Here is a 14,829-nt window from a genome sequence, read left to right as displayed (position 1 = left end):
TTCAGCTCCGCCATAGGCGCAACACTCGATACGGGTGGTGAGTTAAACCTTACCCGACAGGGACTTGCACCCTGCAAGATGCATCAAGCTTCGCTTGACGCACTAACGCTTAATTTGTTGCCAAACCTGTCGAGGTGACACATTCCCTAACGCCAAAAAATGGCTTAACTTACTTGAGTTTTGCCAACCATCTAACTCATTTCGGGTTTGTTTATAACTGGCCGGAGCACTCGAGCGAAAATAGCGCTGCAGATGAGATATTGCGCTTAGCTCCCCACCTTCAAGTAGCCGTTGTTCACTATGGCTATCAGTGTAGTTGGCTAGCTCCAACCAGCTCTGCTTCGCAAGCTGAGGTGCCACTAAGCATGGGGGTAATTCGGTTAGTTGAATGTCAGATGGCGTTAAAGGCTCTAATGGCGTTTTTTCTATCAGCTTGCGAAATTGAGAAAACGTACGCAAGGTCTCGGGGGTGATATTAAGCTGCGACAACGAGAACAAGGTGCTATCCCAACACGAAATAAACTCAACATGGGGTAATTGCTGTTGCACCTGTCGCCAAACCATTTGCTCATACCAACCAAGTTGTTCACTGTGACCAATCTGATTGACTCCCCACTCAACGGCTAGCTGAGGAAGAACCCATTCGGGTTTGCCGTGAACAATCAATAGTTCATGGCCATGGGCTTGTAATTGCTCTCTTAACTGCTGTAAAGATTCACAAATTAAGCGCCAGCGCTGCGCCCCAACTAACTTGTGATTAAAGTTATTGGGCACAAACCAACGTGGGTCGATAACATAAACACAACCTAACGTATCGGCTTGTTGCAACAGTTGGTGTAAGGTGCGGTTATCTTGCAGCCTTAAATCCTGACTAAACCAAAATAGCGCCTTTTGCATTACAGTTACTCCCCAGCTTCTCGATCAAAATAGCTCTCATAGCAGATACGTTTAAGGCTAATAATAGTTCAACCGCTGAGTTGGGGTTCTTGCTTCCTAACAACAAAAAAAGCAAGCCCATCAGAGCTTGCTTATCTCAATCAACTACAGAGACGTTCGCTTAGTTAGGTGTGTAGTCAAACTTCTGACCACCAATTGAGATATCTAGCATCAAGCCACCTTTAGGGTATACAAATATCGCCATACCGTTAACATAGTCACCTTGTTGATGCTTGTTGTCGGTGCTGATTGTATTGCCCGCTGTTGACGTCTTCGCCTGAGCGCCTGATTCAATCATTACACCTGAAGCATCGGCTGATAACGCGTAATCACCTGCTGCAAATTCATTAAAGGCTTTCTCATCGATAAAGAAAATTATCTGGTCAAAGGTTTTGCCGCCTAGTGCTGCGCCAATTGATAAGTGTGACAAGGTCGCTTTGCCGACTTTTTCACCACCTACAAACACTTCACCTTTACCGTGTGCGCCAGCTAAGCCTACACCGCCTTCAGCCACATCAGGAAAAACAGCAAAACCATAAGCATTGCTAAAATAAAGTTGGTCTAAACGCTTTGATTGTTCAAATTGACTAATCGTTGCTTTGACTTCGTCACTCGCGCCAACCGCTTTCACCTCTGTGCTATTTGCTAACGCCGCTTGACTGAACATGAAACAGCCTAATAGTAGTATTATTTTTTTCATTGCTTTGCACCTATGTCTGAAAGATGTGGCCATTATAAAATTACTGATAAATAACAAAATACCAAACATCCACTACCTAGTATGGGAAAACATGGATAAGGCGTGAATGGCCAAGTCCTATTCGAGAGGAAGGATTAGCACGTCGCGAAAAGACCTAACAGATGAGGCGTGCACCTTGACGTGTAAATAGCGTTCAAGGAGCAAGCATAGCTAACTTCAAAAGTTCATCATCAACTCAATAGCCTCAACAGTCTGTTGCCATTGAAAGGAATCAACATTGAGCATTGAAAAGTGATCAGCAGGTTGAAGCAAAAGCTTAACTGCTGCGTTGTCGGCTTGTAATTTCTCCATGTAATTGGTTGCTTGGGAAGTGGGGACAATGCGATCACTTTGACCTTGAACAAGCAAAGTAGGCGCCGTGCTTGAATTCATGTGAAAAGGGGAGGTAATCGACAACCTCTTCGCATATTCATCGCTTTGGGATTGCGCCCCTATCAAGGATGTTATGCCGCCTCCGCTGCTGGTATTGGCGTAGCTGTCTAAGTCTGCTATGCAGCTAAACCAACAGATAATGCCGGTTTAAATGGCTGCTCGACTGATAATATTTGCCCCTCTTCAATCTGCTCTCTAAGACCCGCCCATAATGCCAAATGCCCCCCCAGCACCATGGCCCGCGACAGCGACTCGCTTTTTATCAATGGGTAAGGTTTCAGCGAGTATGTTGACGCTGTCCATGATGGCAGCGATATCTGCAAAAGTGCCGGGCCTGCTCCCGCCAGAATTACAGCCGTTAATATCAGCCTCAAAATATTAAACTTTCATGTAAATATCTCTGGTAATCAAGTTACCGAGAAAACGCCCGCAAATGATTCCTATACTAGTGCGAATCAAATGCTAAGCCATTTAAAGAAAACCAGTCTACGCCTTAAATTAAGGTATATTACGATTGCTTTTTACTTCGCGTTCGATTGACGTTCAAAATAAGCATCAATAATGCGTTGGTAGCGACCATCTTGTTTCATTTTAGTGAGTTCTGCGTCAAACTTACCCCGTAACGCAGCAAGGTTATTTTGCTTAGAAAATGCAATAAAGCTAGCCACATTTTCCAGCTCAGGCCTAAGCTCGGTGATGGCATCTATCCCCGCCATACGACTGGCACTATCCAAAGCTCCGTAACGATTACTTACCAATAACATAACCCGACCCGAAAGTAACAGCTCCATCGCTTTATCACCTGAGTAGGTCAATCGAATATTAGTCAGCAGGCCTGAGACAACAGCTTGATCAAACGTTTTACCATAACTCACCTTATGCACAGCAGCTATCATGTAAGGCGCTAATTCGGCCAATTGTCCCTGATAGACAACCGGGGTATCCGATTTAACATAAAGAGCGATCACCTGAGGCAACAAAACCTCAGTGCTGTAATCCAAAAATACTTCTCTTTCCGGCGTTTTAAATACGGTAAATATGCCATCGGCTTTACCGCTCTGCACATATTTTAAAGCTCTAGCCCAAGGTAGAACGGAGATATTGATAGGTTGACCTAAGGAATCAAATGCCTCTTTAACGATATCAACTGCAATACCTTGTACCTGATTATTGGCTTGATAGGCATAAGGGGGATAAGTAAGGGTGACCAGCTCCAATGTCGCACTATGAGCAAGAGTACTAATACAAAGTAGCAAACAAGCAAGTTTATTCATGAATACTTCCCGCGCGCCCCACCCTAACTCTATGGATAAGCATAGCCGATCCCAAGCCAATTATGGTTAGATGTTAAGGGGGGTTAACAAGGAGAACTAAGAGCTCAAACAGCAAGCGAAAACCAATTCCCATCGAGCCTATTCACTATCATCCCTAAGGTCTACAAACTCGCGTAACTAAATGGGAGCCAAGCTGCTGTTAAAATGTCACTAACTCTGGTTACATGATGCTTGATTAGCAGTTACTGTCGCCATTACATCACCACGGTTATCGTGATAACTTGCCGTCATCCTAATATTATTTTGGAGCAAAGGCTGCATTTGCTCTGCATTACAGTACAAGCTTAATAAATAATTTTTAACAACTTTTTCAAACTCAAACAAGTCAACATCAGCAGCTGAGTAGCTAACGACTGTGTACATGTATTCAAACTCAGATGGTTTAGCGACCACCTTTTCTAATCGAAAATCCTCGTTTACCGTTTTCGGTAATGAGGCATTAATTTTGTCCGCCATCTGCTGTAATTTTTGTGGAGATAATTGTTCTGCTACTTTCTGATCGGCATAGTGTGTTAATAATTTAGCGCCTAGACTTAGAGCAGTACAAATCGCAATAAACGTAATAACAACGCGTCCACTGATGTTCATTTTGAATCCTTGTATGTTGAGGGATTATTGTAGAAAAAATTAATTTCGAGCCACTAAATAGAAATAATTGGCTCCGATGAAATAGCACCGACGCCGTTTTCATCATGCCACGGGGTTAGCTTGGCGAGTCACCAAATCTTAAAAACCAGAGTTTGCTGAGTTAAGGATTATGACAACCACAATGTGGACAATAAGAGGCACGCGTGCCTTTATGACATTGGCGACACACATTGGCGCTGGTAATCAATACTGTGAAGGTCAATAAGCCACCTAAGGCACCGCAACAAGACCACAGCAGTACATGGCGATTCTTTTTGTGGGCGGCGATGGCGCAGATCAGGGCAAAGTAGAGTGCGCCAAGCAAAAAATATTCGGTCAAAGTTATTACCAAATGATATTAATTTGACCAATTAAATCTTATCAAAGGGATAAAAGCAACTGGGATTTGGTTGCACAGTTTTATCTATAAGGTTGTGCTGGCTTGGCCTTTTAACTTACTTTCAAGTTTGCTTTCAAGCTTGCTTTCAAGCTTGCTTTCAAGCTTGCTTTCTAACAGGGCTACCCAACTGTTGGCTTGGCTGGCTGAAGTTTGCTGTTCCTGAGCCTCGCGGGCATATTGCAATGCTTGCTGATATTGGTTTAAGGCATAATATGCTTGCACCTTTGCCAAGGCAACCGAGCCTTGGGTAGCAGAAGGGAGTGTACCACCAAGGCGTTCGAGCACCTTAATCGCTTGCTGGTACTCTTGATCCAAACTGTATAGCGAGGCTTGCTGCAGATAATGATTAGCTTGACTCGTTTGCGCCGCTACCTTACCCCATACCTTAGCGGCACGCTGATACTCGCGCGCCAGCTGCCAATAGCCCGCCAGCTCGGTTAAATTACTCACATCGGCTTCAAGGTTGCCATTATCTATGCTTCTTTGCAGCAAATCAGCCGCTTGATAAGGCAGTCCTGCATTCGCTCGTAGTCGCGCTAAGTTTTGTAGCTCGCCAGAGCCTTGCAGCATATTGGCTTGGAAGGCTATTTCTAACGTACTTAAGGCGCGTTTAGAGTCGTTCATTTGCAAATAAACCGAGGATAATTGCTGCCACCAACGCTTATTGTTGGGCTCGTGCTCGGTTAAGCCTTGCAACACCTTAGCGGCATTGGCCAATTGGCCAAGCTGATAATAGCCATTTAATAACATCAGCTGCGCCGATTGATTGAACGTTGTACTGCGTTTAACGCCCATCTGCGCATGGTTAATCACCTGCTGCCATTGCTCAAGCTGGTAATAAGCTTGAGCCATATGCAGGTAATACTGAACGTCACGCTGGCTTTTATCCACTTGATGATAATGTTGCAAAGCCAACTTGGCTTGTTGCTCCGCCAGATAAAGGTCGGCCAACATGCGTTGGGTTTGTGATTGGTCAAGGGGAGGCAAGGCTTGCTCAGCAACCGCTTCATTAAAGCTACGAATTGCGGCCTTAGGCTGATCTAATAACCAATATAAGTTACCGGCAAAGCGCTTTACATAGGCGGTTTCAAATCCTGCCTTGGGCGAGGCTTGCTTTAGCACCTGTAGCGCTTTTTGATATTGCTGCTGCTGATAGTATTGATGCGCCGGCTTAACCTGCTTCGCTAAAGCCGCACTTAACGCCCCAGTTGGGCTGGCGGCATTCACTAGGCTGAAGCCACTGCTTACTAAAAATAGTACGGTTAAGATCCATTTCATCGCTTAATGACTCATTTTAAATTCAAAGCGTTGGCGTTGCTGGGTTTGTATTTGGGCTTTGCCATCCACGATTAGCGGTTTGAATTTCCATTTTTGCATGGCTTTTTTGACCGCTTTTTCAAAGGTTCGCTTAGGCTTAGCTTCAATGATTTTTACATTAATCGCACGCCCTGCAGTGCTAATATCATAGCTCACAACCACATAGCCTTCCTTACCCTGCCTTTGCGCCCTAGCCGGAAACTCTGGCTCAACCCGCTGTAAAGGCACCGCCATGGCATCACCCGCACTGGGCTGAGAAACGGGGGCGGGCACCGCCGCTACGGGAGCACTAATGGCTTTAGCGACGGCTTCATTTAGTACAGGTTGAGTCACCGCTTGCGGTGCCGGTTTAGCTGGCTCGGCAACCACATTGGGCATGCTAATGGCCATCGCGCTCATTTGCATGGTTAAATTAACCTTGGGCGCTTCGAGTTTAGCGGCCACCGGCTTAGGCGTTTGCGGCTTGACTTGTGGCTGAGCGATTTGTTGCGCGGCCACAGTTTGAACTTGAGGTTGGATTGGCTTTTGTCTGATCTTGCGCTCGCTGTGCTCTTTTTGTGCCGACATCACCAGATCAAAATACGGCGTTGGCTCAGATTTAGGTAACGTCTTTAAGTCTTTATAAATCAAACCCGCCATAAAGATAAACAGCGAAAAAGCGACAATAGGCGCACCAATTAAAGCCAATAATAAACGCATCTAAGGCTGCTCCGCCGCAACCGAGATTTGCTTGATGCCCGCGGATTTGGCCGCATCCATTACATTCACTACCACGCCGTGGCGCGCCTGCTGATCGGCTTGGATCACTAACCCCACCTCGCCTCGCTCAGCCACAATGCGCTCCAGCGCTAATTGCACTTTTTGCACATCCAGTTGTTTTCTATCGAGGTAAATCTCGCCGTTTTCTTTGATTGCGATAAATACCCCAGCATTTTTTTGCTCGGTGGCAGACGTCGCGCTCGGGCGATTAACTTCGATCCCCGACTCTCGCACAAAGGAAGTGGTCACAATGAAGAAGATCAACATGATAAACACCACATCCAACATAGGAGTGAGATCTATCTGGGCATCATCTTCGGGTCTAATTCGTCTTCTTCTCATGATTTAATTTTCAGTCCTAAACCACCTACTTCAGTAGGTGGTTATCATTGGCAGCCAATTGTTGGGAGAAGCGACTTAACAATACCTTACTGCGTCGCTCTAACCGTGAATACACTAATAATCCAGACAAGGCACAAACCAAGCCCGCTAACGTAGGAATGGTGGCCATAGAAATCCCCGATGCTAATAATTTAGGGTTACCTGTGCCGTGAACGGCGACCACATCAAACACTTGGATCATGCCTGATACGGTGCCCAGTAAGCCAAGCAAGGGACAGATCTTGATTAGGGCCGACAGCAAAGGAAAATGCCGCGTCAGGGCTAACTCAGCCTTGCCAATCATGGCTTGACGTATAAATTGGTTTTGCCAATCTTGCTCCTGATCACACGGCTGCTGTTGCTGGCGCTGTTGCCAACGCGTTAACCAATGCTGTTGCAGGCCATTAAAAGTCAGCCAGATAAAATAAGTCCGCTCGATAATCAACAGCCACAGCAACACCAATACCGCGGCGATGGCGTACATCACCACCCCACCGGCTCGAATAAACACTGAAACTAACTCAAGCGAGCTATTAAACTCAATCACACTAACCCGCCTGTAGCTGCGGTGCACGTTGGCTAGCTTGTGGCACGTTTGCTTTAGCTTGTGCTGCCATTTGCATTTCGGCTTGCTCGGCAATCAAACCAATGCTTTGCTGCTCAAGTAAGATGATCAAACGATTGGCTCTGCCATGTAAAATACTATGTAGCAGCAATAAAGGCAGGGCCGCCACTAAGCCCATCACGGTGGTGATCAAGGCCATGGAAATGCCGCCCGCCATCAATTTAGGATCGCTAGTGCCAAACACGGTGATCGATTGGAAGGTGCCTATCATACCGGTGACTGTGCCTAACAAACCCATCATAGGCGCCATTGCCGCTAAGATTTTTAAGATGCTGTTGCCACGCTCTAACGCAGGCAGCTCGCGCATCACGGCTTCGTCGAGTTTAAGCTCCAACACTTCGGTTGACCTGTCTTGGTAAGCCAAATAGACCGCCATAATCCGCCCTAGGGGGTTGTTACTATTGGCAGTACCTTGCTTGGTCTGACGGTGGATCAACAGCGATACCTTAGTTAAACGCACGGCGCGCACTAAAGCGATAATCAAACCTAAGGCCAACACAGCTAAAATGCAGTAACCGATCACGCCGCCTTGTTGAATACGCTCGCCTAAAGTTGGCGTTTTCGCTAACAAGGTGAGTAATTCCCCCTTGGCTGGATCAAAGTAAAAGGCTTGCGGTGCGCGGTTACTGGCATCCCAATCCGCCAAGGTACTGGCAGCGGGGCCTGATACGGGAACATGTGCTAAGCCACCCGTTTGTTGATCACGCAGTAGGTAAGCGCCGTTACTCGCTAGATTAAAACTGCCAAAACTGGTCACGGTTTGGCTTTCACTCACGCCAGCAGGGCTTGCCACTTGGCTAGTATATTGCGCCACTTTACCTGCCGCGGTCATATCCTGTAACAGTAAAAACCACAGCTGCTCTAATTCCGCTAATGAAGGTAACGCTTTACGCTGCGCCAGCTGATTAACAAATTGCGCTCGCTCTGGGTATTGACTGGTAATTAATGAGCTCGCAAAATCTTGCGACACTTCATTGCTCACTTGACGTACCACACCAAACACTTCGCCGAGATTATCACTGGCCACAGCCAAGTTTTCCTCTAGCTCGGATAGGGTTTGCTCTTGTTGATCAAATTGCGCACCCAAGGCATCCGCTTGCGCCTTAATCACTTGATGCTCGGCTTGGGCTTTAGCTAATTGTTCGCGCCAATAAGCAATATCGTGCTCAAAATCCGCTTGGCGTTGCTGATTGACTTGCTGGTTTTTAGCTTGTTGCGCTTTAACTTGTTGTAACAATTCGTCTAATTGATTGGCCATCACAGGCATTGCCAAGATGGCGATAAGTCCGCTGAATAGCGCCTTAATTACGATTTTCATTGGCTCACCTCGGCAATTAAAGGCAAGCGAATTAAACTGGGTATGGCAGATTTCTTCGCTATTTCAATGGCATTTTTCACATCCGCGCCATAGCTAGCGTCCACTTCTAACCAAACGCCATTTTGTTTATCCCAGCTCCAGACTTGCTTACCATCAAGAGATAAAGCCACCAAGACTAAACGACCCAAATAAAAAAAGTGCACCGTACGAGTCGTTTCGCCCAAGGTTAACTCGCCTTGATACTCACCAATTTTACTGCCGTACTCAGCCTCGATTTGATAAGCGGTAAGAATGCGGCGGTATTTTTCCGCCTCGGTAATATCTGCTTGAGTCATCATTTGTTGCAGCTGAGCAATACGCTGTTGCCTTTCTTCGGCTAGAAAAGGTGTGTCGAGGGCCACAAACTGCACTAGCTTGTCTAGCATCTGTGTCATTAAGGGCACTAAACCTTGGCGCGTTGCTTTAACGTCGATGATTTGCTGCTCATAAGAAGCTATTTCTTGGCCTTGATCTTTGACCAACTCACCAAGGTAAAGATTATATTGGGCGAGTTGCTGAGCTTCACTTTGCAGCGCATTAACTTGAGCTATGATGGCCAGCTTTTCATCGTCTAAATCGTCAATCGTCTGCTGTGCCTGTTGGCCTTGCTCGACATCTTTTAGCGCCAGCTGCTGAACTTGACTGACACTGGCGGCAGTGGCACACACACTGGCAGCCAGCCAAGCAATGCCAAAAGCTAGCCCTAGTTTAATAATACGGCGATACAACAAAACGACCTCTATCTTGACGTTGTAAATGAAGAATTGATAATAACTCGCTTATGATAATGAATCTCATTGAGCTTAACAATCAAAAACATGGTTATTATAGCCGTTTCTTGTCATTAAGTCGGCCAGCAAGTCATCCCCCTGATTGATTAGCTGATCCATATTACTTGATATCGCGTATTTCAATGTGAGCTAGAGCACAGTAGAATGGTTTCACTCAGTGCATGTCGAGATACCACCCAGAATAAAGGAATAGAGCAGTCCGTTATGGCTAATCATACCGCTGACAACATCATTCATCAGGCAACTGTGGGTATTATTGGTGCCGGTGTCGCAGGCTCAACCATCGCGTTGCGCCTTGCTGAACAAGGGATCAACACCTTGCTAATTGAGCGAGGCGAAGGCTTAGTCAACGGCCCTCCTATGTGCCACCTTCATGCTGGGGGCAATCTGTATCGCGAAATCAGCGACGAGCAATGCATAAAATTACTCAAGCAATCCATCGATACGCTGCGCATTTATCCTCATTGTGTTAATCAGCGCCCTACCGTGATAGCGGTGCCAACCCAAGATCCCGGCGATCCGAGCGATCTGATGCCAAGACTGCATTTACTGCGTGACGAGTATCAGCGCATAGTGGCAGCCGATCCCCTAAACCAAGTGCTGGGACAACCACAAAACTATTTCACTTTATATCAGCGTGAAGAATTAGATCGACTAGCCCAGCGCCCAACTCCCGAGCAACCGAGCAGCAATGACGATTGGATGATCCCCATTGCTAAACAAGTGGATCTCGACAAGCTCAAATCCCCCCTTGTTCTGGTGCAGGAATACGGCCTAAGCTCATTGCGAATTGCGGCCACAGCCACCTTAGCATTAGCTCAACTAGACTGCGCTAAGGTACTGACTAACACTCAGGTGACCCAAGTTGCACAGCATCAAAATGGTTGGTTACTAGACACCCAAGGCGAGCAAGGCACGCAACAGTTTCAGGTTGATTATTTAGTTAATGCTTGTGGTTTTCGTACCGGATCGGTTGACGACATGGCTAAATTTTCACGCCAACGTATGGTGGAATTTAAGGCGGCCTACATTGCCCGTTGGCCTGAGCCTAATGCGGTTTGGCCCGAAGTCATTTTTCATGGTCAACGTGGGACGCCTAAAGGTATGGCTCAGTTAACACCTTATTGTGATGGCCATTTTCAACTTCACGGTATGACCAAAGAAATCACTCTGTTTAACGGCGGTTTAGTGCATTCGAATGCCACTAGCTCACAGCCCAAATTGCCCGATGCCTTAGTGAATAAAATTATTCATCATTGGCCAATGGATGTATTAAAGCAGCGCACCGAGCAAGCCATCACCCATGTCAGTCAATTTGTCCCTAGCTTTACTGAGGCAGAATTTGGCGGCAAGCCCTTATATGGTGCTCAGCAAATTCCCGGTGACGATGCCGATCTGCGCGCAGCTGCGGTTTCATTTGAAACCAACAATTATGCCCGCGCTGAAATCGTCAAAGCCTCTTCGGCGCTGACCGCGGCAGATCAAATCCTCACTAAATTGATTGATTTGAATCTTGCTCCCCAAGGCCAACATACCCAGCGCGAAATGCAATTTGCAACCACCTTAAACTTAGCTGCCAAGCAAATTACTCAGTTGGCTACCGAGCTGGCGATTGCACGCCACTATCCCGCAGCCTTGGCCTTACCTTATGACGCAAGCTCTGGCTGCAATCACGGCCCCCAAGCTCAGGTTCAACCCAATCATCCTCTCTCTGAGGTTGAAAAATCCGATCTAAAGCGCGTTTTTGCATAAAAATAACGCTTGGACAGAACTTTTTGCTAGAATCGCGGACTCATATTGAGTCCGTTATTAATTTGTGATGGTTTATTTTCAACGTTAATGTTTAAAGTTAATGATTTTCTTCAGGAAGTATTTATTGTGTTTAATTCTGCTAAAGCACTCACGTTAGTCGCTGCTCTGCTCCTCCCTCAGTTGGCTCAAGCCAATGACGATATGATAAATTATGCTCGCCAATATAAAGGCACCGAATACCTTTGGGGTGGCACCACCCCCGCAGGCTTTGACTGCTCTGGCTTTATTCAATACGTCTATAACAAATTTGATATCAGTATCCCAAGAGCGACCCGCGCTTACCCTAGTTTGTTTGATCGCGAAGTGCCGCTAGAAGAAGCCCAAGTGGGTGATCTTATTGTCTTTACCGGCACAGATGCCAGTATCCGCCGCCCCGGTCATGCTGGAATCATTAGTGAAATAGATGACGGTAAGCTGATGTTTTTACACAGTTCATCTTCAAAAAAACACTTTGGTGTATCGGAAACAAACTACTATAAAAGTGGCTACCCTAAGCGATTTTTAAAAGTCATTCGCATGGTAGATGGCGATAGCGATACAGACATCAAAAGCTAAAACCACCTATAGCCAAGCAACTGAAACATACATGTTCAAGTTGTTTGGGTGCCCTCCGACAAGAAATACAAACCGGATTCTATCCCATCCAAGGATGGTCGCTATTAGCACTATGGGTTATCATATCCTCTTTGCCTAGCGACCCTCCCTATGCCAGCTTTCTTTCCCAACATTCCCCTAAGCGCACGCTTTATGCTGCTGTCGGCTCTTGGCTTTGCCATTATGTCGGCCTGTGTCAAACTGGTTAGCCAATACCAGATTCCGGTACTAGAAATCGTCGCAGCACGGGCACTGGTTTCCTTGCTACTTAGCTATGTGGACGTTAGACGCAAAGGCATTTCCCCTTGGGGTGAACAAAAAGGCTGGTTATTTGCCCGCGGTGCGGTAGGTGCATTAGCACTGATCTGTGTGTATTACTCCATCGCTACCTTGCCATTGGCCGAAGCGACGTTATTACAATATCTACATCCTGTCTTTACCGCTTTGATTGCCCTACTGTTTTTAAAAGAGCCAATTCTTCATTCCACTAAGCTATGTATTGGTCTTAGCTTAGTTGGTCTGGGCATCATGATTAGCCCTGGACTTGGACTTGATCCCGCAGCTGGCTTACCTTGGTTTAGTATCTTGGTGGCGTTATTAGGTGCATTTGGCAGCGCCGTAGCTTATGTCATCGTGCGTAAACTCAGCCGCAGTGAAGATAGCTCAGTGATCATCATGTACTTTCCGTTAATTGCATTGCCGCTGTCATTATTGCTATTAGGGGATGATTTTGTGATACCGCCGCCTGAAGCTTTGTTGTTATTGCTGTTTGTGGGTATTTTTACTCAAATTGGTCAGGTTGGCTTAACCAAAGCCATGCAGTCTGAATCGGCCAGCAAAGCCACTGCTTATTCCTATGTTCAGGTGTTGTTTTCAATGCTATTTGGTTGGCTGATATTCAGTGAACTGCCCTCCATCTACAGTTGGATTGGCGGCGGCTTTATCTTACTGGGGGCGTTAATTAACGTGCTGTGGAAGCGCTAATAAAGTGATTATTGGTAGCGCCGTAGTGATGCAAATCGACCTTATGACAAAGCAACCTTGTAAATAATCCACCTTCTGAAGAAGGTGGCTTTGTGTTAACCCCCTAAAAGGGGGCCTTTGTTTAGTTCAGCGCCAACTCTCTCTGCTCTTGACGCTCTTGTTTCTCTTGGTGCCTTACGTATCGGCGTATTATTTCCTCATTGATTCCTACGCTATCAACAAAATAGCCCCTTTGCCAAAAATGATTTCCCCATAACTTGTTCTTCCTTAGATATGGGAATTTGCTAAATAACTTCAAGGCTATTTTACCTTTCAAAACACCCATCAAACTTGATATTGATAATTTTGGCGGTACCTTTACCACTAGGTGAACATGGTCAACTTGTACATTCAATTCAACGACTTCACATCCAAGTTGATTACAGTAAACCTGTATGCACCGATAAACTTCTTTACCCACATTATTTTTCAATATTCGAAAACGATACTTTGGTGTCCACACAATGTGATATTGACATCTCCAAAATACGTGGGAAGCTTGGTTATATCTACTCATGTTATTTGTCCTCTTTGACTTCGCTAAAAATCGAGAGTCCATTTAGCATGAGTAGAACTTCGGGCAAAGCCCCCTATGGATGATAACCACCTACTGAAGTAGGTGGTTTAGGGCTGAAAATAAAAAAGGAGAGCAAACATGCTCTCCTTGTCGTGAAGAAAACGCTGATTAAACGAAATCTACACCTTTTTGAATGTCGCCTTTAAGCGTATCAAGCATCTCATCAAGCGCTTTTTGTTCAAATGCGCTTACTTCGCCGTAAGGCAATACTTGTTCAACACCGTTTTTACCTAGCAACACAGGCTGAGCGAAGAATTCAGCATGCTCGCTGCCACCATCAACGTAAGTACATTCAACGATACCTTGCTTACCGTTTAGTGCCGCAACAACCGACAGACCAAAACGAGCCGCAGCTTGCCCCATAGAAAGGGTTGCAGAGCCGCCACCGGCTTTAGCTTCTACCACTTCAGTACCTGCATTCTGGATACGGGTAGTTAGGCTAGCAATCTCTTCATCAGAGAACTCAACACCTTGTACTTGAGATAATAAAGGCAGAATGGTAACGCCAGAATGGCCACCAATAACATTCACTTTAATATCTGTCGCTTTCAGACCTTTTGCTTCAGCAATAAATGTTTCACTGCGGATCACATCCAGCGTGGTTACACCGAACAGTTTGTTCTTGTCGTAAACACCTGCGTTTTTAAGCACTTCACGCGCAATTGCAACCGTAGTGTTAACTGGGTTAGTGATAATACCGATACACGCTTTTGGACAAGTCGCAGCCACTTTTTCAATCAGGTTTTTAACAATGCCAGCGTTAACATTGAATAGATCCGCACGATCCATACCCGGTTTACGAGCAACACCTGCTGAGATTAAAACCAGATCAGCACCTACTAGCGCAGGAGTTGGATCTTCACCAGCAAAACCTTCAATCGCAACGTCAGTTGGGATATGGCTTAAGTCTTTAGCTACACCTGGTGTTACCGGTGCGATGTCGTAAAGAGATAATTCTGAACCCGCTGGTAATTCGTTTTTCAACAATAGAGATAAGGCTTGGCCGATACCGCCCGCAGCGCCTAGAACAGCAACTTTCATGTGGTTGTCTCCGTTATATGTAGGTGAGGTTTATTTGTTTTTGTTATGCGGGCAAAGTCTATGAGATCCCCCACAAAAACACAAATTGTTAACAGAGGTGAAACGCTAAGATGTGAGCAAATA

The 14,829-nt window shown here is 46.0% G+C and carries 17 protein-coding genes; 3 read left to right on the top strand and 14 right to left on the bottom strand.

Features of this window, described 5'->3' with window-relative positions:
• Positions 1-102 precede the first annotated feature (102 nt).
• The 12 genes from ACK8OT_RS14210 to ACK8OT_RS14155 form a co-directional block, all read right to left on the bottom strand.
• Positions 103-897 carry a deoxyribodipyrimidine photo-lyase gene (locus ACK8OT_RS14210; protein WP_410197184.1) on the bottom strand — a complete coding sequence of 265 codons (795 nt, stop codon included), beginning with the start codon at positions 895-897 and terminating at the stop codon, positions 103-105.
• A 160-nt stretch (positions 898-1,057) separates the two neighbouring features.
• The gene (locus ACK8OT_RS14205) at positions 1,058-1,636 is read right to left on the bottom strand and encodes a lipid-binding SYLF domain-containing protein (protein ID WP_410197183.1); all 579 of its coding nucleotides are present in this window, start codon (positions 1,634-1,636) and stop codon (positions 1,058-1,060) included.
• Between the two features lie 216 nt (positions 1,637-1,852).
• Positions 1,853-2,134, bottom strand: coding sequence for an alpha/beta hydrolase family protein (locus tag ACK8OT_RS14200; protein WP_410197182.1), 282 nt, complete (start codon positions 2,132-2,134; stop codon positions 1,853-1,855).
• Positions 2,135-2,589: 455 nt separating this feature from the next.
• A complete protein-coding gene (locus ACK8OT_RS14195; protein WP_410197181.1) occupies positions 2,590-3,342 on the bottom strand; it encodes a substrate-binding periplasmic protein in 753 nt (250 codons plus the stop codon).
• A gap of 210 nt (positions 3,343-3,552) precedes the next feature.
• Positions 3,553-3,990 carry a hypothetical protein gene (locus tag ACK8OT_RS14190; RefSeq protein WP_410197180.1) on the bottom strand — a complete coding sequence of 146 codons (438 nt, stop codon included), beginning with the start codon at positions 3,988-3,990 and terminating at the stop codon, positions 3,553-3,555.
• Positions 3,991-4,150: 160 nt separating this feature from the next.
• Positions 4,151-4,369 (bottom strand): hypothetical protein, encoded by a 219-nt coding sequence (locus tag ACK8OT_RS14185; RefSeq protein ID WP_410197179.1) that lies wholly within the window; start codon positions 4,367-4,369, stop codon positions 4,151-4,153.
• A gap of 84 nt (positions 4,370-4,453) precedes the next feature.
• Positions 4,454-5,707, bottom strand: coding sequence for a tetratricopeptide repeat protein (locus ACK8OT_RS14180; protein WP_410197178.1), 1,254 nt, complete (start codon positions 5,705-5,707; stop codon positions 4,454-4,456).
• Positions 5,708-5,710: 3 nt separating this feature from the next.
• A complete protein-coding gene (locus ACK8OT_RS14175) occupies positions 5,711-6,445 on the bottom strand; it encodes an energy transducer TonB (RefSeq protein ID WP_410197177.1) in 735 nt (244 codons plus the stop codon).
• The gene (locus ACK8OT_RS14170) at positions 6,446-6,850 is read right to left on the bottom strand and encodes an ExbD/TolR family protein (RefSeq protein ID WP_410197187.1); all 405 of its coding nucleotides are present in this window, start codon (positions 6,848-6,850) and stop codon (positions 6,446-6,448) included. It abuts the gene before it with no gap.
• A 22-nt stretch (positions 6,851-6,872) separates the two neighbouring features.
• Positions 6,873-7,433 carry a MotA/TolQ/ExbB proton channel family protein gene (locus ACK8OT_RS14165; protein WP_410197176.1) on the bottom strand — a complete coding sequence of 187 codons (561 nt, stop codon included), beginning with the start codon at positions 7,431-7,433 and terminating at the stop codon, positions 6,873-6,875.
• 1 nt (position 7,434) lies between these two features.
• Complete coding sequence (locus tag ACK8OT_RS14160; RefSeq protein ID WP_410197175.1) at positions 7,435-8,829, bottom strand: MotA/TolQ/ExbB proton channel family protein; 1,395 nt, start codon at positions 8,827-8,829, stop codon at positions 7,435-7,437.
• The gene (locus tag ACK8OT_RS14155) at positions 8,826-9,596 is read right to left on the bottom strand and encodes a DUF3450 domain-containing protein (RefSeq protein ID WP_410197174.1); all 771 of its coding nucleotides are present in this window, start codon (positions 9,594-9,596) and stop codon (positions 8,826-8,828) included. The genes ACK8OT_RS14160 and ACK8OT_RS14155 overlap by 4 nt, the downstream gene beginning before the upstream one ends.
• Positions 9,597-9,863: 267 nt before the next feature.
• Between ACK8OT_RS14155 and ACK8OT_RS14150 the strand changes: the two genes are divergently transcribed.
• The 3 genes from ACK8OT_RS14150 to ACK8OT_RS14140 all read left to right on the top strand — a co-directional run bounded on the left by ACK8OT_RS14150 (position 9,864) and on the right by ACK8OT_RS14140 (position 13,049).
• Positions 9,864-11,411 (top strand): FAD-dependent oxidoreductase, encoded by a 1,548-nt coding sequence (locus tag ACK8OT_RS14150; protein ID WP_410197173.1) that lies wholly within the window; start codon positions 9,864-9,866, stop codon positions 11,409-11,411.
• A 45-nt stretch (positions 11,412-11,456) separates the two neighbouring features.
• Positions 11,457-12,026, top strand: a complete 570-nt coding sequence (locus tag ACK8OT_RS14145) for a C40 family peptidase (RefSeq protein WP_410197172.1) — start codon at positions 11,457-11,459, stop codon at positions 12,024-12,026.
• Between the two features lie 150 nt (positions 12,027-12,176).
• On the top strand, positions 12,177-13,049 hold the full coding sequence (locus tag ACK8OT_RS14140; RefSeq protein ID WP_410197171.1) for a DMT family transporter: 873 nt from the start codon (positions 12,177-12,179) through the stop codon (positions 13,047-13,049).
• A gap of 121 nt (positions 13,050-13,170) precedes the next feature.
• On the opposite strand, the gene tnpA is transcribed toward ACK8OT_RS14140, so the two are convergent.
• Complete coding sequence (gene tnpA / locus ACK8OT_RS14135) at positions 13,171-13,605, bottom strand: IS200/IS605 family transposase (RefSeq protein ID WP_410195513.1); 435 nt, start codon at positions 13,603-13,605, stop codon at positions 13,171-13,173.
• Positions 13,606-13,773: 168 nt separating this feature from the next.
• A complete protein-coding gene (mdh, locus tag ACK8OT_RS14130) occupies positions 13,774-14,706 on the bottom strand; it encodes a malate dehydrogenase (protein ID WP_410197170.1) in 933 nt (310 codons plus the stop codon).
• Between the last annotated feature and the right edge of the window lie 123 nt (positions 14,707-14,829).

The organism is Motilimonas thetidivivens, from assembly GCF_046452435.1.
Taxonomy (GTDB): Bacteria; Pseudomonadota; Gammaproteobacteria; order Enterobacterales; family CBDFNC01; genus Motilimonas.
The sequence above is the reverse complement of the archived record's forward strand: the minus strand, read 5'-3'. Positions and strand labels throughout refer to the sequence as shown.